At 69.8% G+C, this 21,270-nt stretch carries 20 protein-coding genes and 1 pseudogene; 8 read left to right on the top strand and 13 right to left on the bottom strand.

Features of this window, described 5'->3' with window-relative positions; genetic code table 11:
• The first annotated feature begins 103 nt into the window (after positions 1–103).
• The 3 genes from folB (at position 104) to ACQEWB_RS26985 (ending at position 1,648) form a co-directional block, all read left to right on the top strand.
• Complete coding sequence (gene folB / locus ACQEWB_RS26995) at positions 104–463, top strand: dihydroneopterin aldolase (RefSeq protein ID WP_432835303.1); 360 nt, start codon at positions 104–106, stop codon at positions 461–463.
• A complete protein-coding gene (gene folK, locus ACQEWB_RS26990) occupies positions 460–1,071 on the top strand; it encodes a 2-amino-4-hydroxy-6-hydroxymethyldihydropteridine diphosphokinase (protein WP_432835301.1) in 612 nt (203 codons plus the stop codon). The genes folB and folK overlap by 4 nt, the downstream gene beginning before the upstream one ends.
• Positions 1,072–1,162: 91 nt before the next feature.
• Complete coding sequence (locus ACQEWB_RS26985; RefSeq protein ID WP_432835299.1) at positions 1,163–1,648, top strand: DUF3180 domain-containing protein; 486 nt, start codon at positions 1,163–1,165, stop codon at positions 1,646–1,648.
• Positions 1,649–1,666: 18 nt separating this feature from the next.
• Here ACQEWB_RS26985 and folE read toward each other — a convergent pair whose 3' ends face one another.
• From folE to dacB, 6 genes are all read right to left on the bottom strand, one after another.
• Positions 1,667–2,272, bottom strand: a complete 606-nt coding sequence (gene folE, locus ACQEWB_RS26980; protein ID WP_432835297.1) for a GTP cyclohydrolase I FolE — start codon at positions 2,270–2,272, stop codon at positions 1,667–1,669.
• A 146-nt stretch (positions 2,273–2,418) separates the two neighbouring features.
• Positions 2,419–4,458, bottom strand: coding sequence for an ATP-dependent zinc metalloprotease FtsH (gene ftsH / locus ACQEWB_RS26975; RefSeq protein ID WP_432835295.1), 2,040 nt, complete (start codon positions 4,456–4,458; stop codon positions 2,419–2,421).
• 195 nt (positions 4,459–4,653) lie between these two features.
• A complete protein-coding gene (gene hpt, locus ACQEWB_RS26970) occupies positions 4,654–5,193 on the bottom strand; it encodes a hypoxanthine phosphoribosyltransferase (protein WP_432844035.1) in 540 nt (179 codons plus the stop codon).
• A 74-nt stretch (positions 5,194–5,267) separates the two neighbouring features.
• Positions 5,268–6,386: a tRNA lysidine(34) synthetase TilS gene (tilS, locus tag ACQEWB_RS26965; protein ID WP_432835293.1), complete on the bottom strand. Its 1,119-nt coding sequence runs from the start codon at positions 6,384–6,386 to the stop codon at positions 5,268–5,270.
• Positions 6,387–6,577: 191 nt separating this feature from the next.
• The gene (locus ACQEWB_RS26960) at positions 6,578–7,717 is read right to left on the bottom strand and encodes a zinc-dependent metalloprotease (RefSeq protein ID WP_432835291.1); all 1,140 of its coding nucleotides are present in this window, start codon (positions 7,715–7,717) and stop codon (positions 6,578–6,580) included.
• Positions 7,718–7,784: 67 nt separating this feature from the next.
• The gene (gene dacB, locus ACQEWB_RS26955; RefSeq protein WP_432835289.1) at positions 7,785–9,479 is read right to left on the bottom strand and encodes a D-alanyl-D-alanine carboxypeptidase/D-alanyl-D-alanine endopeptidase; all 1,695 of its coding nucleotides are present in this window, start codon (positions 9,477–9,479) and stop codon (positions 7,785–7,787) included.
• A 79-nt stretch (positions 9,480–9,558) separates the two neighbouring features.
• Here dacB and ACQEWB_RS26950 point away from each other — a divergent pair, with 79 nt between their 5' ends.
• Positions 9,559–10,050: an inorganic diphosphatase gene (locus tag ACQEWB_RS26950; RefSeq protein ID WP_030942583.1), complete on the top strand. Its 492-nt coding sequence runs from the start codon at positions 9,559–9,561 to the stop codon at positions 10,048–10,050.
• A 103-nt stretch (positions 10,051–10,153) separates the two neighbouring features.
• Complete coding sequence (locus tag ACQEWB_RS26945; protein WP_432835286.1) at positions 10,154–11,785, top strand: threonine/serine ThrE exporter family protein; 1,632 nt, start codon at positions 10,154–10,156, stop codon at positions 11,783–11,785.
• Positions 11,786–11,791: 6 nt separating this feature from the next.
• On the opposite strand, the gene ACQEWB_RS26940 is transcribed toward ACQEWB_RS26945, so the two are convergent.
• Positions 11,792–12,649: a DedA family protein gene (locus ACQEWB_RS26940; protein ID WP_432835284.1), complete on the bottom strand. Its 858-nt coding sequence runs from the start codon at positions 12,647–12,649 to the stop codon at positions 11,792–11,794.
• 143 nt (positions 12,650–12,792) lie between these two features.
• On the opposite strand from ACQEWB_RS26940, the gene ACQEWB_RS26935 reads away from it, so the two are divergent.
• Positions 12,793–13,158, top strand: a complete 366-nt coding sequence (locus ACQEWB_RS26935) for a YbjQ family protein (RefSeq protein WP_432835282.1) — start codon at positions 12,793–12,795, stop codon at positions 13,156–13,158.
• 45 nt (positions 13,159–13,203) lie between these two features.
• Here the strand turns inward: ACQEWB_RS26935 and ACQEWB_RS26930 are convergent, their stop codons facing one another.
• Complete coding sequence (locus ACQEWB_RS26930) at positions 13,204–13,986, bottom strand: MerR family transcriptional regulator (RefSeq protein ID WP_432835280.1); 783 nt, start codon at positions 13,984–13,986, stop codon at positions 13,204–13,206.
• 121 nt (positions 13,987–14,107) lie between these two features.
• On the opposite strand from ACQEWB_RS26930, the gene ACQEWB_RS26925 reads away from it, so the two are divergent.
• Entirely contained in the window at positions 14,108–15,394 is a 1,287-nt protein-coding gene (locus ACQEWB_RS26925; RefSeq protein WP_432835278.1) for an ion channel protein, read from the top strand.
• Between the two features lie 35 nt (positions 15,395–15,429).
• A complete protein-coding gene (locus ACQEWB_RS26920; RefSeq protein WP_432835276.1) occupies positions 15,430–16,830 on the top strand; it encodes a glutamate decarboxylase in 1,401 nt (466 codons plus the stop codon).
• 4 nt (positions 16,831–16,834) lie between these two features.
• Here the strand turns inward: ACQEWB_RS26920 and ACQEWB_RS26915 are convergent, their stop codons facing one another.
• The 5 genes and pseudogenes from ACQEWB_RS26915 to ACQEWB_RS26895 form a co-directional block, all read right to left on the bottom strand.
• Entirely contained in the window at positions 16,835–17,188 is a 354-nt protein-coding gene (locus ACQEWB_RS26915) for a hypothetical protein (RefSeq protein WP_432835274.1), read from the bottom strand.
• A gap of 28 nt (positions 17,189–17,216) precedes the next feature.
• Positions 17,217–17,866: pseudogene (locus ACQEWB_RS26910) on the bottom strand (PadR family transcriptional regulator).
• Positions 17,867–17,890: 24 nt separating this feature from the next.
• The gene (locus tag ACQEWB_RS26905; protein WP_432835272.1) at positions 17,891–18,439 is read right to left on the bottom strand and encodes a DinB family protein; all 549 of its coding nucleotides are present in this window, start codon (positions 18,437–18,439) and stop codon (positions 17,891–17,893) included.
• A 113-nt stretch (positions 18,440–18,552) separates the two neighbouring features.
• Positions 18,553–20,013 (bottom strand): aldehyde dehydrogenase family protein, encoded by a 1,461-nt coding sequence (locus ACQEWB_RS26900; RefSeq protein WP_432835270.1) that lies wholly within the window; start codon positions 20,011–20,013, stop codon positions 18,553–18,555.
• Between the two features lie 121 nt (positions 20,014–20,134).
• Positions 20,135–20,959 carry a helix-turn-helix domain-containing protein gene (locus ACQEWB_RS26895; protein WP_432844033.1) on the bottom strand — a complete coding sequence of 275 codons (825 nt, stop codon included), beginning with the start codon at positions 20,957–20,959 and terminating at the stop codon, positions 20,135–20,137.
• Positions 20,960–21,270: the final 311 nt, after the last annotated feature.

Genomic DNA, 21,270 nt, shown 5'->3' with positions numbered 1-21,270 from the left:
GGCCCGGCCCTGTCAGTGCCCGCAGGTAGATTCGTTCGAGGCCGGTGTGCCGCCCGCACGCGGTACGTACCGGCCGTCACCGACGATTGCAGGAGTGATTCGCGTGGATCGTGTCGCGCTGCGCGGCCTCAAGGCCCGCGGGCACCACGGTGTGTTCCCCAAGGAGCGCGAGGAGGGTCAGACCTTCATCGTGGACCTCGTCCTCGGCCTGGACACCCGACCGGCCGCGGCCGACGACGACCTGGCGAAGACCGTGCACTACGGCATCGTGGCGGAGGAGGTCGTGGCGGTCGTCGAGGGCCGGCCCGTCGACCTCATCGAGACGCTCGCCGAGCGCATCGCCCAGGCCTGTCTCAAGCACGACGGGGTCCAGGAGGTCGAGGTCTGCGTCCACAAACCGGACGCACCGATCACGGTCCCCTTCGACGACGTGACCGTCACCATCACCCGGAGCCGAGTATGACCGCGTCCTTCACGCAGGGTCCCGTCGACCCGACCGTCCAGCCGGTGCCCGCCTCCGTCGTCGAGCAGGTCGACGCCGCCGACACGACCCTCCAGAACCCGAAACGGGCCGTGATCTCCCTCGGCGCCAACCTCGGTAACCGCCTGGAGACCCTCCAGGGCGCCATCGACGCGCTGGAGGACACCCCGGGCGTCCGGATCAAGGCCGTCTCCCCGGTGTACGAGACGGAGCCGTGGGGCGTCGAGCCCGGCAGCCAGCCGTCGTACTTCAACGCGGTGGTGCTGCTGAAGACCACCCTGCCCCCGTCCTCGCTCCTGGAGCGGGCGCACGCGGTCGAGGAGGCGTTCCACCGCGTCCGGGACGAGCGCTGGGGCGCGCGCACCCTGGACGTCGACATCGTCGCGTACGCCGACGTCGTCTCCGACGACCCGCAGCTCACCCTCCCCCACCCGCGCGCGCACGAGCGTGCCTTCGTGCTGGTCCCCTGGCACGACCTGGAGCCCGAGGCCTCGCTGCCCGGCCGCGGCCAGGTCGCCGACCTCCTCGACGCCGTCACCCGCGAGGGCGTGACCTCCCGCAAGGACCTGGAACTCCACCTGCCCGAGTAGTCGTTAAGGTCATGGCGAAAGGCCACGAGGACCGACTGCCCACTGCCCGTGGCACGCGGTCCGCGGAATCCGGGGGAGCTGAAGGGACACCGTGAGAGAGCTGCGTATCAGGGTGCTGGTCGGCGTGTTCGTCGTGGCCGGAGTCCTGTCCTGGGCGGGCGCCCGCCTCTGGAACTCGATCGGGACCCTCCCCAGCGTCCCCCTGGCCGCCCCCATCGTGCTCGCGCTGATCGCCGTGGTGCTGGTGGCGACGGCGCTCTCGCTGCGCGCCCGCTTCAAAGCCCAGCGCGAGCGCCGCCCCGAGGCAAAGGGCGTCGACCCCCTGATGGCGGCCCGCGCGGTCGTCTTCGGCCAGGCCAGCGCCCTGGTCGCCGCCCTGGTCGCCGGCATGTACGGCGGCACGGGCGCCTTCCTGCTGGAGCTCCTGGACATCCCGGCCCGCCGCGACCAGGCCATCTACGCCGGCTTCTCGGTCGTGGCGGGCATCGCCGTCATAGCGGCGGCCATCTTCCTGGAGCGCGTCTGCAAGCTCCCGGAGGACGACGAACACAACAACGGCGCGACGTCCCCGGCGTGAGCGTGAACCCGTGGCCCGTCAGCGCGCCATGATGAGGCTCATCGCCTCATTGCGGGTGGCGGAGTCGCGCAGCTGGCCGCGGACCGCCGACGTTATGGTCTTGGCTCCCGGCTTCCGGACACCCCGCATGGACATGCACATGTGCTCGCACTCGACCACGACGATCACTCCGCGGGGCTCCAGGATCTTCATCAGGGAGTCGGCGATCTGTGTGGTGAGTCGTTCCTGCACCTGGGGCCGGCGGGCGTAGACGTCCACCAGCCGGGCCAGCTTGGACAGGCCGGTGATCTTGCCGTCGACCGACGGGATGTAGCCGACGTGGGCGACTCCGACGAACGGCACGAGGTGGTGCTCGCACGAGCTCAGCACCTCGATGTCCTTCACCAGCACCATCTCGTCGTGCCCCAGGTCGAACGTGGTCGTCAGCACGTCCTCGGGCTTCTGCCACAGCCCCGCGAAGATCTCCTTGTACGCCCGCGCCACCCGCGCCGGCGTCTCCCTGAGGCCCTCCCGGTCCGGGTCCTCGCCGACCGCGATCAGAAGTTCGCGCACGGCGTTCTCGGCGCGCTTCTCGTCGAACTCGCCGATCTGGCCCTCGCCGTCCAGCGTCACGGGGTCGGTCATCTGGTGCCTCGTTCCTGTGCGGGTCACTCATATGAGCCACGCGCCTCTTCTGCGGGCATGGCTGAAAATGCCGTGTCCCCCAGGTTAAAACCTGGGGGACACGGCATTCATTCCGGGCCTGGTGAGTGAGACGCGGGCCGGGAGCGTCAGCTCTCGGGGCGCTCCTCGGGGGCCGTCTCGGTCGCCGGAGCGTGCTCCGTCGCCGTCGCCTTGGCGGTGGTGATGGCCGGCGTCGCGCCGTTCGCCCCGTTCGTCAGTGCGAGCTCCTTCGGGGAGAGCACCGGCGGGCGGGTGGACGGCGTACGGCGGGAGGAGCCGGTCCAGGCGGGCCTGGCCGGGCGCTTGACGATGGCGGAGAAGATCTCGGCGATCTCCTCCTTGCCCAGCGTCTCCTTCTCCAGCAGCTGGAGGACGAGGTTGTCGAGGACGTCGCGGTTCTCGACCAGGATCTCCCAGGCCTCGTTGTGCGCGTTCTCGATGAGCTTCTTGACTTCCTCGTCCACCAGCGCGGCGACCTCTTCCGAGTAGTCGCGCTGGTGAGCCATCTCACGTCCGAGGAACGGCTCGGTGTTGTCGCCGCCGAACTTGATGGCGCCGAGACGCTCGGTCATGCCGTACTGCGTGACCATCGCGCGGGCCGTTGCGGTGGCCTTCTCGATGTCGTTCGCGGCGCCCGTGGTCGGGTCGTGGAAGACCAGTTCCTCGGCCGCCCGGCCGCCCAGCATGTAGGCGAGCTGGTCGAGCATCTCGTTGCGGGTGGTCGAGTACTTGTCCTCGTCCGGGAGCACCATCGTGTAGCCGAGGGCACGGCCGCGCGACAGGATCGTGATCTTGTGGACCGGGTCGGAGTTCGGGGAAGCCGCCGCGACCAGGGCGTGGCCGCCCTCGTGGTACGCGGTGATCTTCTTCTCCTTGTCCGACATGATCCGGGTCCGCTTCTGCGGGCCCGCGACCACGCGGTCGATCGCCTCGTCCAGGCTGAGGTTGTCGATCAGCTTCTTGTCGCTGCGGGCGGTGAGCAGGGCGGCCTCGTTGAGGACGTTGCTCAGGTCCGCGCCGGTGAAGCCGGGCGTACGGCGGGCGACGGCGGCGAGGTCGACGTCCGGGGCGACCGGCTTGCCCTTCTGGTGGACCTTGAGGATCTCCAGACGGCCCTGGAGGTCCGGCGGGTCGACCGCGATCTGGCGGTCGAAACGACCGGGACGCAGCAGCGCCGGGTCGAGGATGTCGGGCCGGTTCGTCGCGGCGATGAGAATCACACCGCCCTTGACGTCGAAGCCGTCCATCTCGACGAGCAGCTGGTTCAGCGTCTGCTCACGCTCGTCGTGACCACCGCCGAGGCCGGCGCCGCGATGGCGGCCGACCGCGTCGATCTCGTCGACGAAGACGATCGCCGGGGCGTTCGCCTTGGCCTGCTCGAACAGGTCACGGACTCGCGAGGCACCGACACCGACGAACATCTCGACGAAGTCGGAACCGGAGATCGAGTAGAAGGGGACCCCCGCCTCGCCGGCCACGGCACGCGCGAGCAGCGTCTTGCCGGTACCGGGGCGGCCGTAGAGCAGCACGCCCTTGGGGATCTTGGCGCCGACCGCCTGGAACTTGGCCGGCTCCTGGAGGAACTCCTTGATCTCGTGGAGTTCCTCGACGGCCTCGTCGCAGCCCGCGACGTCGGAGAAGGTCGTCTTGGGCGTGTCCTTGGTGATGAGCTTCGCCTTGGACTTGCCGAAGTTCATGACCCGGGAGCCGCCACCCTGCATCTGATTCATCAGGAACAGGAAGACGACCACGATCAGGACGAAGGGGAGCAGGGAGAGCAGGATGCCGAGGAACGGGTTCTGCTTCGACGGCGAAACGGTGTAGCCGTCGGGGATCTGCTTGTCCTGGTACTTGGTCTGCAGCGTGTTGGCGATGGTCACGCCCTGGTCGCCGATGTAGCTCGCCTGGATCTTCGAGCTGCCCTCGACCTTTTCGCCGTCCTTGAGCTGGACCTTGATGGTCTGCTCGTCACCGGTGGTCAGCTTGGCTGATTCCACCTTGTTGTCGTTGATCGCTGCCACGACCTGGCCGGTGTCCACCGTCTTGTAGCCGCCGGACGAGCCGACGACCTGCATCAACACGACCACGGCAAGGACGGCCAGCACGATCCACATGACCGGCCCACGGAAGTATCGCTTCACGTCCATCCATACGGAGCGGTGTCGCCCCGTCCCTCCTGCCATAGTGAGTTTGATAAGACAGTTCTTCTGACGGTACCCCAGCATTGTGGCCCGAAGCCGCACGGACCGAGTGCCGGACCCGTCTGCATGCTCCAACGGCGCGAAACCCGCCGGGGTTCCCGATCGTCCTACAAAGACGGCTCTGTTGGCCCTAAGGCCGTCTCAGCCGCCGTAGACATGGGGCGCGAGCGTACCGACGAACGGGAGGTTGCGGTACTTCTCGGCGTAGTCGAGGCCGTAGCCGACGACGAACTCGTTCGGGATGTCGAAGCCGACCCACTCCACGTCGATGGCGACCTTGGCGGCGTCCGGCTTGCGCAGCAGGGTGCAGATCTTCAGGGACTCGGGCTCGCGCGAGCCGAGGTTGTTGATCAGCCACGACAGGGTCAGGCCCGAGTCGATGATGTCCTCGACGATCAGGACGTGCTTGCCCTTGATGTCGGTGTCGAGGTCCTTGAGGATCCGCACCACACCGGAGGACTGGGTGCCCGCGCCGTACGAGGACACGGCCATCCAGTCCATGGTGACGGGGGTGGACAGCGCCCGGGCGAGGTCCGCCATGACCATCACCGCGCCCTTGAGGACGCCGACGATGAGCAGGTCCTTGCCCGCGTACTCCGCGTCGATCTTCGCGGCGAGCTCCACGAGCTTCGCGTCGATCTCTTCCTTGGTGATGAGTACCGACTTGAGGTCGGCACCCATGTCTTTCGCGTCCACCCAGATCACTTTCGGTCGTCCCACCGGCCGCCCAGCACCCCCCAAAGGGGGGCAAGGTTTCAGCCTTGCCGAATCACCAGTCTGCCACCCTGGCGCTGGGCGACGACTTTGCCCGGGAGATTGATGGCCCCCTGGCCGCGCCAGCCGGTGATCAGCCGGTCGACTTCCTCGATGTGGCGGGCGAAGAGCGACCCGGCGGGCGCCCCGGCCTCGATGGCGGCCCGGCGCAGGACGCGGCGGCGCACGGCGGGCGGCAGGGCGTAGAGCTTGGCGCACTCCAGGAGGCCGGTGGCGTCGCGTACGGCGGTCTCGGCCTGGCTGGCCCAGGCGTCGAGGGCGTCGGCGTCGTCCCGGGAGAGCTGGGCGGTGCGGGCGAGTGCTTCCACGACGCCCTTGCCGAGCGCCTTCTCCAGGGCGGGCAGGCCTTCGTGGCGCAGCCGGGACCTGGTGTAGGCCGGGTCGGCGTTGTGCGGGTCGTCCCAGACCGGGAGCGACTGGACCATGCAGGCCTTGCGGGCGGTCTGCCGGTCGAGCTGGAGGAAGGGGCGGCGGTAACGGCCGTCGGCCCCCGAGACCGCGGCCATTCCGGACAGGGAGCGGATGCCGGAGCCACGGGCGAGGCCGAGCAGGACGGTTTCGGCCTGGTCGTCGCGGGTGTGGCCGAGCAGGATCGCGGCGGCGCCGTGGCGGGCGGCGGCGGCGTCCAGGGCGGCGTAGCGGGCGTCCCGGGCGGCGGCCTCGGGGCCGCCCTCGCGGCCGACGGTCACGGCGACGGAGTCCACCGGGTCGAGCCCCAGCTCGCGCAGCCGCAGGGCGACTTCCTCGGCGCGCAGATCGGAGCCGGGCTGAAGGCCGTGGTCGACGGTGATGCCGCCGGCCCGGATGCCCAGTTTGGGGGCCTCGAAGGCGAGGGCGGAGGCGAGGGCCATGGAGTCGGCGCCGCCGGAGCACGCCACGAGCACGAGCGGCGAGGGCGGGCGCTCGTGCGGGGTGCCGGGGGCGGGGACGGTCGGGCGGCCGGCTTCGCCGGTACCGCTGTCGTGTGCCGTGCGGCTCTCGCCGCGCGCGCGGCCGGCCGTGGCGCTGTACGCGGGCGTACGGCCGGTTTCGTTGAGGATGTCGTGCAGGACGCGGCGGACCGCCAGGCGTATCGCCGCGACCGCAGGATGGGGACCCATGTCCGGTTCCCTTCATGAAGTTTTCGGGGGTGAGCCCGAGGTCGGTCACTCAGAGTGTGTAGATGGTGACAGAACCGGGCCGTTCCCCGAGCATCGCACGCCTACCCATGGCTCACGGTCCCTCGGACGGGTGATTGGAGGGGCGTTCGCCTGCCGTCGGCCGGATTCCTTTCACGACGTCCCTACGGCGTTCACGACTCCGTCTTGCGGTGCACCCGCGCGACCCAGTCCGCCGGTTTGGCGATCTCCGACTTGGTCGGGAGGGTGTTCGGGGACGTCCACACACGGTTGAAGCCGTCCATGCCGACCTGGTCGACGACGGCCCGGACGAACCGTTCGCCGTCCCGGTACTGCCTGAGTTTGGCATCCAGACCCAGCAGCTTGCGCAGGGCCATGTCCAGCCGGGAGGCGCCCTTGGCCCGCCGCTGCTGGAACTTCTCGCGGATCTCGGAGACGGACGGCACGACGGCCGGACCCACCCCGTCCATGACGAAGTCGGCGTGGCCCTCCAGGAGGGACATCACGGCGGTGAGGCGGCCGAGGATCTCGCGCTGGGCCGGGGTCTGCACGATCTCGACGAAGGACCGCCCGCCGTCGTCCTCCTCGGCCTCGGGGCGTCCGCCCGCGAGGGACTGGGCCGCCTCGCGGATGCGCTCCAGGACCGTCATGGGGTCGACGTCGGTCTCCCCCAAGAAAGACTGGATTTCGCCCTCGAGGTGGTCACGCAGCCACGGCACGGCGCTGAACTGCGTGCGGTGCGTCTCCTCGTGCAGGCACACCCAGAGGCGGAAGTCGTGGGGCTGTACGTCGAGTTCGCGCTCCACGTGCACGATGTTCGGGGCGACCAGGAGCAGTCGGCCGCCGCCACTCGGTGAATCAGGGGGGCCGCCCGCGGGAAGTTCGCGGGTGGCCGGGGCGAAGGTCTCGTACTGGCCGAGGACGCGGGAGGCCAGGAACGACAGCAGCATGCCCAGTTCGACGCCGGTGACCTTGCCGCCGACCGCGCCCATGACCGCGCCGCCGGGGGTGTTGCCGCGCCGCTCCTGCATCTTGTCGAGGAGCGGCTTGAGGATCTCCCGGAACCCGGCGACGTTGGCCCGGACCCAGCCGGGGCGGTCGACGACCAGAATCGGGGTGTCGTGGGTTTCCTCCGTGCCCATCCGGGTGAAGCCCCGGACGTGCTCCTCGGAGGCCTTGGCATGCCGGCGCAGTTCCGCGACGACCTCCCGGGCCTCGTCGCGGCTCACCTCGGGGCCCGGCCGCACGAGCCGGGTCGCGGTCGCCACCGCGAGATTCCAGTCGACCATCTCGGCACCACCGATGCTCGTCATGCGTCAACGGTACGTGAGCGTTCCCACTTGGGGCAGGCCGCGGAGCCCGGCCGCACCGGGTACGACGTCAACTGCAGCCGCAGGCCGCCAGCGCCGTGGCCGTCCGGTCGAGCGCCGCCTGGGCCGCCTCCGGGCTGCTGGTGTCCGACGCGAGGAAGGCGAACGCCAGCAGGCGCCCGTCCTGGTCCACCACCGTGCCGGCCAGGGTGTTCACGCCGGTCAGGGTGCCCGTCTTCGCTCGTACGACTCCTGCGGCCCCGTCGGCGTAACGGCTGGTCAGCGTGCCCGTGAACCCGGCCACCGGGAGGCCCGTCAGCACGGCGCGCAGCTCGGGGTGGGACGGTGCGCCCGCCTTGACCAGCAGGGCCGTCAGCAGGTCCGCCGTGAGCCTGTCGTCGCGGTTCAGACCGCTGCCGTCGTTGAACCGGGCGCCCTTGAGCGGGAGTTCGAGCTTCTTCAGCTGGGCGGCGATCGCGCTCGCGCCGCCGTCGAAGCTCGCGCGGACGCCGGTCGCCACCGCGGTCTGGCGGGCCAGGGCCTCCGCGATGTCGTTGTCGGAGTTGGTCAGCATGCGCTCGACCAGGGCCGAGAGCGGCGGCGAGGAGACCGAGGCGAGGGGCTCCGCGCGGGCGGTCGCCTTGGAGGGGCCGGGTGACGTGGTCTTGATGCCCTTGGCCGAAAGGAACTCCCTGAACTGACGGGCCGCGTCGGCCGCCGGGTCCGTCACGCGGTAGGCCGTACCGCTCGTGGAGTCGTCCGTACGGCCCTCGTCTGCCGTCAGGGCGCTGACGGGCGCGAGGTTGGTGTTCTTGCCGATGGGGTGCAGTTCGGGGCCGGAGTACAGGGTCGTGTCGTAGGAGAGCGTCACCTCGCTCACCGAGCGCTTCTTGAGGGCGGCCGCGGTGCTGTCGGCCAGGTCCCGCAGGCTCGCCCAGCCCTCCGCGTCCTTGTGGGCCGTGAGGGTCGGATCGCCGCCGCCGACCAGGACGAGCTCCTTGGTGTCGGGCTCCAGGACCGTGCGGGTGGTGAGACGGTGGTCGGCGCCCATGGCGGACAGGGCGGCGACCGCGGTGGCGATCTTCGTCGTCGAGGCCGGGGTGAGCGCGTCGTCGGCTCCGGAGCCGTACAGGCGCTTGCCGGTGGTCAGGTCGACGACCACGCCGGCGTGGTGCGTGCCCAGCGCGGCCTCGCCGAGGAGTGGGCCCAGGACGTCGGCGAGGGCCGGCCCGACCGGCGCCGACTTCACGGTGCTCCCGGCCCCGCCGAGGCCGACCAGGACGGAGGCGGCGCTCGGCGCGGGCCGGGGCGCCCCCGCCGCCGTACCGGACGAACCGGATTTATCAGAATTACGGCCGTGATCTGTGCCACCCGGTCGGCTCAGGGCGACTGCTCGGTCCGACTCGGCCGTACGCTGACCGGTGGAGTCCCAGGGGCCGACGGCGGTGGCCACGGTGGCGGCCAGCGCCAGACCGGCGGTGGCGGCGCCCGCGGTGTACTGCCAGGTCCGGACGGGCTCCGGCCAGGCGATCCGGCTCGGGCGCACGCGCGCGAGCGGCGGTTTCGCCGCGGCCACGGCTCGTGCGAGGCGCGGTCGCGCGGCGTTCGCGGTCCGTTCGAGACGTGGGCGCACGGCGTTCGCGGCCCGTTCGAGCTGCGGGCGTACGGTCCCGGCGGCCTTTGCCAGACGCGGTCGTACGGCGTTCGCGGCCCGCGCCACATGCGGCCTCGCGGCCCGCCAAGGCCTCAGCTCAGGCACGACCACCAGCCCCTTTCGCGATCACACACCTGCGTGAGGGACACTTAACCACCAGAACTATGTGCTGATCATGGAGGAGCCACCGGTGGAGTTCGACGTCACGATCGAGATCCCGAAGGGTTCGCGGAACAAGTACGAGGTGGACCACGAGACCGGTCGGATCCGCCTGGACCGTCGACTCTTCACCTCGACCGCCTACCCGACCGACTACGGCTTCGTCGAGAACACCCTCGGCGAGGACGGTGACCCGCTGGACGCGCTGGTCATCCTGGACGAGCCGACCTTCCCGGGCTGCCTCATCAAGTGCCGTGCGATCGGCATGTTCCGGATGACGGACGAGGCCGGCGGCGACGACAAGCTGCTGTGCGTGCCGGCGACGGACCCGCGGGTGGAGCACCTGCGTGACATCCACCACGTGTCGGAGTTCGACCGCCTGGAGATCCAGCACTTCTTCGAGGTCTACAAGGACCTGGAGCCCGGCAAGTCCGTCGAGGGCGCCAACTGGGTCGGTCGCGTCGACGCCGAGATCGAGATCGAGCGGTCCTACAAGCGCTTCAAGGAGTCCGGCGGCCACTGAGGCCTCCGGCGGGTGAACGGGCCGTACGCGCACGTGTGCGGCCCATTCGCATGCCCGCGCATACTGAGGCTGCTGGAGGCGTCGTAGAGGGAGCGCTGCGCAAGTGATGGAAGCGGAGGACCGCACACCGCAGTCGGACGAGGCCCGGATGGCCTTCACACCGCCGGCCGGCGTCGAGGTCGAGGGCAGCGAGTCCGAGATCACTTCCGAGTTCGCGCTCCCCCGGGGGCTCGACCCGTCACCGGCCCCTCCGGCCGAGACGGAGGGTTCCGCGTTCAGCACGCCGAACACCTACAGCGCCCGGCACGCCCCGGCCGCGTTCACGCCGGCGACCGGCGTACCGGTGGTCAGCCTCACCAAGGACGTGCCCTGGCAGGACCGGATGCGCACGATGCTGCGGATGCCGGTGGCCGACCGGCCCGCGCCGGAAGCGGGGCCGAAGGCGGAGGAGGGCGGTCCGGCCGTCCCGCGCGTGCTCGACCTGACCCTGCGGATCGGCGAGTTGCTGCTCGCGGGCGGTGAGGGCGCGGAGGACGTGGAGGCCGCAATGTTCGCGGTCTGCCGGTCGTACGGCCTGGACCGCTGTGAGCCGAACGTCACCTTCACGCTGCTGTCGATCTCGTACCAGCCGTCCCTCGTGGACGACCCGGTGACGGCGTCCCGGACCGTGCGGCGCCGCGCCACGGACTACACGCGCCTGGCGGCCGTGTACCGGCTGGTGGACGACCTCAGCGACCCGGAGACGCACATCTCGCTGGAGGAGGCCTACGGGCGGCTCGCGGAGATGCGACGGAACCGGCACCCGTACCCCACCTGGGTGCTCACCGGCGCCAGCGGGCTGCTCGCGGGCGCGGCCTCCGTGCTCGTCGGCGGTGACGTGGTCGTGTTCTTCGCGGCCATGCTGGGCGCGATGCTCGGCGACCGGTTGGCGTGGCTGTGCGCGGGGCGGGGGCTGCCGGAGTTCTACCAGTTCACGGTGGCCGCGATGCCGCCGGCCGCGATCGGGGTCGCGCTGACCGTGGCCCACGTGGACGTGAAGGCGGCCGCGGTGATCACCGGTGGGCTGTTCGCGCTGCTGCCGGGGCGGGCGCTGGTGGCGGGCGTGCAGGACGGGCTGACCGGGTTCTACATCACCGCGTCGGCGCGACTGCTCGAGGTCGTGTACCTCTTCGTCGGGATCGTCGTGGGTGTGCTCGTCGTCCTGTACTTCGGGGTGTACCTGGGGGCCAAGCTCAATCCGGACGCGGCGGTGACGATCGCGGACCGGCCGGGGTGGCAGATCGGCGCGTCGATGCTGCTGTCGCTGACCTTCGCGGTGCTGCTCCAGCAGGAACGGTCCACCGTGCTGTGGGTGACGCTCAACGGGGGCGTCGCGTGGTGTGTGTACGGCGCGCTGCACTATCGCGGTGGGCTGTCGCCGGTTGCCTCCACGGCCGTCGCGGCCGGGCTGGTGGGGCTGTTCGGGCAGTTGCTGTCCCGGTACCGGTTCGCTTCCGCGCTGCCTTACACGACCGCGGCGATCGGGCCCCTGCTGCCGGGTTCTTCGACGTACTTCGGGCTGCTGTCGATCGCTCAGAACGACGTCGACAAAGGGCTGGTGTCGCTGGCCACGGCCGCGTCACTGGCCATGGCCATCGCCATCGGGGTCAATCTGGGGTCGGAGATCTCGCGCTTGTTCCTGCGGATCGGCTCCGCGGACAAGCGCCGGGCTGCGAAACGGACCAGGGGGTTCTGAGCGGGCTCAGTAACCCTGGTTATAGGGGTGCCGGCCGTTCGGCTGAGCGCCGCCGTACTGCTGCTGCGGATACTGGGGCTGGGCGTACTGCTGGTTGGGGTCGTACGGCTGCTGCTGCGGCGGGTACTGGGTGTACGGCTGCTCGTCCGTGGACGGGATGCGGCGGAGCTGGGTCGTCGCGTCGTCCATCAGCGGCGGGGTCTGGTGCCGGCCCGGGGTCGGGGGCTGCTGGGCCGCCGCCTTCTTGTTCTTTCCGCGGGCCCTCAGGAACTCGATGATGATCGGGATCACCGAGACGAAGACGATCAGGATCAGGATCGCCTCGATGTTCTTGTTGACGAACTCGATCTTGCCGAGCCAGGAGCCGAGCAGGGTGACGCCGGCGCCCCAGAGGACGCCGCCGACGACGTTGAAGGTCAGGAACGAGCGGTACTTCATGCCGCTGACGCCGGCGATGATCGGCGTGAACGTGCGGACCACCGGCACGAAGCGGGCCAGGACCAGGGACTTCGGGCCGTACTTCTCGAAGAACTCGTGGGCCTTGACCACGTTCTCCTGCTTGAAGAGGCGGGAGTCCGGGCGGTTGAAGAGGGACGGGCCGACCTTCTTGCCGAACATGTAGCCCGCCTGGTCGCCGAGGATCGCGGCGACGCAGATCAGGGCGATCGCGCCCCAGAGGGGGAAGTCCAGCTGGTTCGAGGTGATCAGCAGGCCGCAGGTGAACAGCAGCGAGTCACCCGGCAGGAAGAACCCGATCAGCAGGCCCGACTCCGCGAAGACGATCAGGAGCAGGCCCCAGATGCCGAACGTGTCGAGCAGATGGTTCGGATCCAGCCAGCTCGGGCCTAGGGCAATCGTCGTCACGTTTCCGGGCTCCCTGAGGGGGTGGAGGAAGGCACGGCGTCCTTCTACGGGCGCACAAAGCTATCAACGCAATGTGTCCGCCCCAGGTTCCACCGGTGTCTCCAGGATGCACTGTGCGCCGACTGGGACAAAGCTGTGAGGTCATGGGAATCGATGAGTACGGCGGCGGGCAGGGCCCCCGGCCGGATGTGTTGGTCGTCACCACGAACGACGTTCCCGGGCACCGGGTGCAGGAGGTGCTGGGCGAGGTCTTCGGGCTGACCGTGCGGTCCCGGCATCTGGGCAGCCAGATCGGGGCCGGGCTGAAGTCGATGATCGGCGGTGAGCTCAAGGGGCTCACCAAGACGCTCGTGCAGACCCGGAACCAGGCCATGGAACGCCTCGTCGAGCAGGCACGCGCGCGTGGCGCGAACGCGGTGCTGATGTTCCGCTTCGACGTGACGGAGGCGGCCGACGTCGGCACCGAGGTGTGCGCTTACGGGACCGCGGTGGTCCTGGCCCGGGAGTGAGCCCCCGGGCCGGGAGGGCCAGGAGGGTTACGAGGGTTACGAGGGTTACGAGGTGTGCCGGGCCGCGTTCGCCGTGATCGCGTCCCTGAGGTGCTCGGCCAGACCGGGGTGCATGGAGTCGTAGAACGCCTTGAAGCGTTCGTCGGCGACGTACATCCCGGCGAGGCCCAGGTGCATCTCGTACGAGCACTCGTAGAACCACCTGTGGATGTGCAGGCGGTGTTCCTCGGCCAGGTCCATCGCGGCCTCGCCGGTCGGCGGGTCGCCGGCGGCCACCAGGGCGGCGTACCGCTCGCTCCAGGCGTCGACCTCGGCCTGAAGCCGTTTCCAGTCGTCCTTGGTGTAGCGGGCGGCCCGGCGCTGCGACTCGACGTACTCCGCCGTGCCGCCCCAGCGCGCCTCCGCCTCCTCGGCGTACTGCTCGGGGTCCTTGCCGCCGAAGACCTCGAACCGCTCCTCGGGTGTCAGGTTGATGCCCATGCTGCGTGCCTCCATGGCGTGCTCCACGGCCTCGGCCATCTTCTGCAGCTTCTCGATCCGGGCGGTCAGCAGCTCGTGCTGGCGGCGCAGCTGCGCGCGCGGGTCCGCCTCCGGGTCGTCGAGCAGGGCCGCGACCTCGTCGAGCGGGAAGCCGAGCTCCCGGTAGAACAGGATCTGCTGCAGCCGGTCGAGGTCGGCCTCGCCGTAGCGCCGGTGGCCCGCGTGGCTGCGCTCGCCGGGGACGAGCAGGCCGATGTCGTCGTAGTGGTGCAGCGTGCGCACCGTGACGCCGGCGAAGCCCGCGACCTGTCCCACGGAGTAGCCGACCTGTCCTGCCGAGTGGCTCACGCTTCCGCTCCCTTCTGGTACGCACTCCACGGTGGGTCCTCACGTCACGTGAGGTGCAAGTCCGTATCCCTGGGTGACCGCTCCGGATGTTCGGTCCGTTTTATCCGCTTATCGTGAGCCCGTGGCCCCCGACACCGCGCAGCAGGCGCCGACCGCCCCGGCGGCCCCCGCGCGCGCGTTGCTGCCGTTGATCCTCCCCGCTCTGGTCGTGGGCGTGGTCGCGAGCCTGCTGTTCCTCGGGGTGAGCGAGGCGGCGGAGGCCCTTCAGCACGTGCTGTGGGGGAATCTCCCCGACGCCCTCGGGGTCGGCCGGTACTCCGTCCTGTGGATGCTCGTGATGCTGACCGCGACCGGCGTGGCGGTCGGCCTGGTGGTGTGGAAGGTGCCGGGGCATGCGGGGCCGGATCCGGCGACCCTGGGGCTCGCGGCGGCCCCGATGCCGCCCGTGGTGCTGCCGGGGCTGGTGCTGGCGGCCGCGCTGATGTTGGCCGGCGGGCCGAGTCTGGGCCCGGAGAACCCGATCATCGCGGTGAACGTGGGGCTCGCCTTCTGGCTCGGGAGGCGGCTCACGCCCCGGATGCCGGGCGGGCTGTGGGCGGCGCTGGCGGAGGCGGCGACGATCGGGGCGCTGTTCGGGACGCCGGTGGCGGCCGCGCTGGTGATCTCGGAGGCGCTGGCCGGACGGCGGCTCAAGGGGCTGCTGTGGGACAACGTGTTCGGGCCGCTGGTGGCGGCCGGGGCCGGCGCCCTGACGACCACCCTGGTGGCGCATCCGACCTTCGACCTGGATCTGCCCCCGTTCGGCGGGCACCCCGGCTGGGGCGACCTGCTGGCCGCGCTGGTGATCGCCCCGCTGGCGGCCGCGCTCGGCCTGTGCGCCGTCTACGCCTTCCCGTACGTCCATGGCCTGTTCCGGCGTCTGGGGCACCCCATGGTGGCTCTCCCGGTCGGCGGGCTCGTGCTGGGGCTCCTGGGGGCGCTGGGCGGGCATCTGACGCTCTTCAAGGGGCTCGACGAGGTCGCGGAGCTGGCGCGGGATCCCGAGGGCTGGTCGGCGGGCGAGTTCGTGGGGATGGCGGTGGTGAAGCTGGCCGCGCTGCTGGTGGCCGCGTCCTGCGGCTTCCGGGGTGGCCGGATCTTCCCGGCGGTGTTCGTGGGCGCCGCCTTCGGGCTGGGCGCGCACGCTCTCGTACCGGCCGTCCACCCGGCCCTCGGCGTCGCCACGGGCGTCCTGGGCATGCTCCTCGCCATCACCCGGCAGGCCTGGATCAGCCTGTTCACGGCCGCGGTGCTGGTGTCCTCGCCGACGATCCTGGCGCTGCTGTGCCTCGCCTCGCTGCCCGCCTGGCTGCTGGTGACCGGGCGCCTTCAGATGCAGTTGCGCGAGGACGGAACTCCGCTCCGCTGACATCCGTTCTTCAGACGACACAAGGAGACACGTCCATGCCGCTCCACAAAGGTCCCGAGAAGCCCGACGAGCGCCCGATCTCGGTCAACCCCTTCTTCGGGGAGGCCAATCCGGTCGGCGGCATGACCCAGGCGCCACCCAAGCACCACCTCCCCGACTCTCCCCTGCCCCCGATGACGGCGTATCAGCTGGTGCACGACGAGCTGATGCTGGACGGCAACTCCCGGCTGAACCTGGCCACGTTCGTCACCACCTGGATGGAGCCGCAGGCCGGCGTCCTGATGGCGGAGTGCCGGGACAAGAACATGATCGACAAGGACGAGTACCCGCGCACCGCCGAGCTGGAGCGGCGCTGCGTGGCGATGCTCGCCGATCTGTGGAACGCGCCGGATCCGGCGGCGGCCGTGGGCTGTTCGACGACCGGGTCGAGCGAGGCATGCATGCTCGCCGGGATGGCCCTCAAGCGCCGCTGGAGCAAGCGGAACCAGAAGCCGGGCGCCCGCCCGAACCTCGTGATGGGGGTCAACGTCCAGGTCTGCTGGGACAAGTTCTGCAACTTCTGGGAGGTCGAACCCCGGCTGGTGCCCATGGAGGGCGACCGCTTCCACCTCGACCCGCAGGCCGCCGCCGAGCTGTGCGACGAGAACACCATCGGGGTCGTCGGCATCCTCGGCTCCACCTTCGACGGCTCGTACGAGCCCATCGCCGACCTGTGCGCGGCCCTCGACGCCCTCCAAGCGCGCACCGGCCTGGACATCCCGGTGCACGTCGACGGCGCCTCCGGCGGCATGATCGCGCCCTTCCTCGACCAGGACCTGGTGTGGGACTTCCGCCTCCCGCGCGTGGCGTCGATCAACACCTCGGGGCACAAGTACGGGCTGGTCTACCCGGGCGTCGGCTGGGCCCTGTGGCGCGACAAGGAGGCGCTGCCGGAGGAACTCGTCTTCCGGGTCAACTACCTGGGCGGCGACATGCCGACCTTCGCGCTCAACTTCTCCCGCCCCGGCGCCCAGGTGGTAGCGCAGTACTACACGTTCCTGCGGCTGGGCCGCGAGGGATACCGGGCCGTGCAGCAGACCACCCGGGACGTGGCCCGGAGCATCGCCGGACGCGTCGAGGCGCTCGGCGACTTCAGGCTCCTCACCAAGGGCGACGAACTGCCCGTGTTCGCCTTCACCACGGCGCCGGGCGTCGAGTCGTACGACGTCTTCGACGTGTCCCGGCGGATGCGCGAGAAGGGCTGGCTGGTGCCCGCGTACACCTTCCCGCCCAACCGGGAGGACCTGTCCGTCCTGAGGGTGGTGTGCCGCAACGGCTTCTCGGAGGATCTCGCGGACCTGTTCGTGGAAGACCTGAGCCTGCTGCTCCCGGAGCTGCGCCGACAGCCGCACCCGCTGACCGGGGACAAGGGGGCGGCCACCGGCTTCCATCACTGACGGGTCAGCGGCCCGGGCGGGCGAACCTCCGTACGGCCGGCGGGAAGAACACCGCGAGCAGGCCGAGCCAGTCCGGCATGGAGTCGGGGGTCGCGAAGGCGTTGGACAGAAAGCCGACCGGCCAGACCAGGATCTGCACGGCCTGCACCAGCTCCGGCTTCCCGGCGACCAGGGCCAGCTGGATGCCGATCCACAGCATGGCGAACCGGAACAGCAGCAACAGGCCCATCGCGGCCAGGAATTCGGCCGGGGAGCCGTGCACCGTGCCGCGGGCGACCGTGAGGTCGAGCCCGTCCAGTGCGGGTTTGCCGCCGTAGTTCTTGCGTGCTCCGTCGACCGTGATCGCCGCGTCAGCCACTGCCGCTCCCTCACGATCGGGATACTGATCAAACTTGATTAGCCGACATCCCCGGGTGCCGCTCCCCCGTGGCGTACGGGTTCTCCTGGCCCTCCACGAGGACCCCGACGAACGGCTCGCCCTCCCCGCGAAGGTGTACGCCCCGCCCTCGACCCGGCCGATGAGCCCCTGGGTCCACTCGGCCTCGGCGTCGGCCGTGTGGATCCAGAGGTTCATGATCTCGCCGATGTGGCCCAGCTGTTCGGGGCCGTCCTCGGGGACGTAGTCCGCGAGGACGGCCGCGCGCCACTCCTCGATGCGGCGGATCCGCTCCTTCAGGAGGGAGACCACCTCGGCGCGCGGCAGGTCGACCATGCAGCCGATGGCGGCCGACTTCACGTCCATTTTCTGGTCGTAGGAGGTCAGCGACTCCCTGACCAGCCGGAAGTACTCCTCGGTGCCCGCGCCGGTGATCTCGTACTCCGTGCGCGGCGGGCCGCCGGCCGTGGACGGCGCGATCTCGTGCGCGTGCAGCAGCCCTTGCTTCGCCATCTGCTTGAGCGCGTGGTAGATCGAGCCGGGCTTGGCGTTGGACCACTCGTGCGCGCCCCAGTACTCCAGGTCGTTGCGCACCTGGTAGCCGTGGGCCCGCCCGTGCTGGCGGACCGCGCCGAGCACGAGGAGACGGATCGCTGACATGGGGCCAGCGTATGGCCCTTGACGTCAGCCCCAGGTCGTGCCCTGCTCTTTGGCGACCAGCTCGAAGGCGGTGGCGCCGTCCAGGGACTCCCGGATGATGTCGGCGTGGCCGGCGTGCCGGGCCGTCTCGCGGATCAGGTGCAGACAGACCCAGCGGACGGAGACGCGGCCCTCCGGCGGGAACCAGGGCTGGTCCGGGAGCGGGAAGGTGTCGTCGAGGCTCGGCACCGAGCGGATGTACGCCTCGGTCTCGGCGGCGACCTTCTCCCAGTACGCGAGCTGGGACTCGACGCTCTCGCCGTCGACGAGCTGGAAGGTCTCGTGCCAGTTGGTCTGGTCCCGCTCGATCGCCGGCGGTTCCTGCTTGGCGCGGGCGATCCAGCTCTGCTCGACCTCGGCGACGTGCTTGAGCAGCCCGGAGAGGGACAGCTCACTGGCGCTGGGCCTGCTCGCCGCCTGCTCCTCGGTCAGCCCGAGCAGCGCCCTGCGGATGCCGCCGCGCTGCTCCTCGATGAACGCGAGCAGTGCTCCGCGCTCGTCGCCCTGCGCCTCCGCGGGAACGTGAGTGACCATGACCGCCGCCTTTCATCGGGACCGGGGGCTTTCCCCCGACACCGACGAAGCTACGGGCCATTGAGGTCAGATTCTGTCCTCAATGGCCCGGCTACGACGACGTAATCAAGAAGCTAGAACGGGAAGCCGCTGCGCCCGTGCTGTACCGAGATCCACTTCTGGGTGGTGAAGCACTCGACCGTGCCCTCGCCGTTCAGGCGGCCGATGCCCGAGTTCTTCTCGCCGCCGAAGGGGACGAGGGGCTCGTCGTGGACGGTGCCGTCGTTGACGTGGAACATGCCCGTGTCGATCTGCTTGGCGAAGGCGACGCCGCGCTCGACGTCGCCCGTGTGGACGGCGCCGCTCAGGCCGTACGGCGTGTCGTTGACGATGCGGACCGCCTCGTCCTCGCCGTCGAAGGGGATCAGGAAGGCGACCGGGCCGAAGACCTCCTGGCGCAGCAGGGCGGAGTCGGCGGGGACGTCGGTGAGGACGGACGGCTCGATGAGGTTGTCGTTGGTCGCGCCGCGCAGCAGGGCGGTGGCGCCCTCGGTGACGGCCTGGTCGACGACGCCCGAAATGGCCTCCGCCTGCGAGGAGTTGATGACCGGGCCGATGACCGTGGTCGGGTCGCTCGGATCGCCCACCTTGAGCGTCTTCACCTTGGCGACGAACTTCTCGGTGAACTCGTCGGCGATCGAGCGGTCGACGAGGACGCGGTTGGCGGCCATGCAGACCTGGCCCTGGTGGACGTACCGGCTGAAGACCGCCGCGTCGACCGCGTAGTCGATGTCCGCGTCGTCGAGGACCACGATGGCGCTGTTGCCTCCGAGTTCGAGGACCGAGCGCTTGAAGTTCGCGGCGCAGACCGTGGCGACGTGGCGGCCGACCTTGTCGGAGCCGGTGAAGGAGATGACCTTGGGGACCGGGTGCTCGATGAAGGCGTCGCCGATCTCGGCTATGTCGGTGATGACGACGTTCAGGAGGCCGCCGGGCAGGCCCGCGTCCTCGAAGAGCTTCGCGACCAGGGAGCCGCCGGTGATCGGGGTGTTCTGGTGGGGCTTCAGGACGACGCCGTTGCCGAGCGCGAGGGCCGGGGCGACCGACTTGATCGACAGCAGGAAGGGGAAGTTGAAGGGGCTGATCACGCCGACCACGCCGACCGGGACGCGGTAGAGGCGGTTCTCCTTGCCGTCCACCGGCGAGGGGATGATCTTGCCCTCGGGGCGCAGCGCCCACTGGATCGACTCGCGCAGGAACTCCTTGGCGAGGTGCAGTTCGAAGCCGGCCTTCAGATAGGTGCCGCCGAGCTCGGCGATGATCACCTCGGTGATCTCCTGCTCGCGCTCCTCTATCAGGCGCAGCGCCTTCTCCAGGACGGCGCGGCGGGCGTAGGGGTTCGTCTTCGCCCACTGCTTCTGGGCCTTCGCGGCCGCCTGGTAGGCGTCGTCGACCTCGTCGACCGTGGCTATCGTGATCGACGCCAGCTTCTCGCCGTCGTACGGGTTGAAGTCGATGATGTCCCAGGAGCCTGTGCCCGGGCGCCACTCACCGTCGATGTACTGCTGGGCCAGGTCGGTGAAGTACGACGACATGTGATCCCCAAATCACTAGCAGACACACGATCGACATCGATCGAGTCACGGTCTGATCACACGTCATCGTACTTGCGACGTCTGTGAGTTGGGGACTCTGAGCGAACTTATGGGGAGAACCCTAGGAGAGTTGGAGGAGACCTCGTAGAAGATCGCGGCTCTCGTCCGGACCGGGGCTGTCCTGCTGGAGTTCCTTGAGCGCCTTCTCGTACTGGGTGACGTCCTCGCGCTTGTCCAGGTAGAGGGCGCTGGTGAGCTGCTCCAGGTAGACGACGTCGGTCAGGTCGGACTCGGTGAAGGAGAGGATCGTGAAGGCGCCGCTCTCGCCCGAGTGACCGCCGAAGCCGAACGGCATGATCTGGAGCCGCACGTTCGGATGCGTGGAGACCTCGATCAGGTGCTGGAGCTGACCGCGCATCACCTCGCGGTCGCCGTACGGGCGGCGCAGCGCGGCCTCGTCGAGGACGATGTGGAAGTCGGGGGCGTTCTCGGAGACGAGGTACTTCTGGCGCTCCAGACGGACCGCCACCCTCTTCTCGATCTCGGCGGTGCTCGCGCCCTTCATGCCGCGTTTGACGACCGCACGTGCATACGCCTCGGTCTGCAGCAGCCCGTGCACGAACTGCACCTCGTACGCCCGGATCAGCGACGCCGCGCCCTCCAGGCCCACATAGGTGGGGAACCAGCTCGGCAGGACGTCCGAGTAACTGTGCCACCAACCGGCCACGTTGGCCTCCCGGGCGAGGGAGAGGAGCGAGGTCCGCTCCACCTCGTCGGTGATGCCGTACAGCGTCAACAGGTCCTCGACGTCCCGCGTCTTGAAGCTCACCCGGCCGAGCTCCATCCGGCTGATCTTCGACTCGGACGCGCGGATCGAGTACCCCGCGGCCTCGCGCGTGATGCCACGAGCCTCACGCAGCCGCCTGAGTTGCGAGCCGAGCAGCATCCGCCGCACCACCGATCCGGGCTCTCCCACGCTCACGTTCGTCAGCCTCCCCAACGCCTTCAGGGGCCGAAGTCTGCCACTAAAACACTCCGAGCAGTACTCGTCCGATTACAGAGAAGGAAAGAACCCAAAGATTCTGCACAGGAACCGGGAAGGAGTTGGCAAGTAGGGAGAGGGAAGTTGGCGGAAAAAATGACCAACAAACGGTACGGGAGCCTCCATATCGGTCACGTGCACGTGCATCTGCACCTTGCATCTGCACCCCACATCCGAAACCATGGTCCCGCGCAACCGCTGCATCGCAACGACCG

It is taken from the genome of Streptomyces sp. CA-249302, assembly GCF_050936785.1.
Lineage (GTDB): Bacteria > Actinomycetota > Actinomycetes > Streptomycetales > Streptomycetaceae > Streptomyces.
The sequence above is the reverse complement of the archived record's forward strand: the minus strand, read 5'-3'. Positions and strand labels throughout refer to the sequence as shown.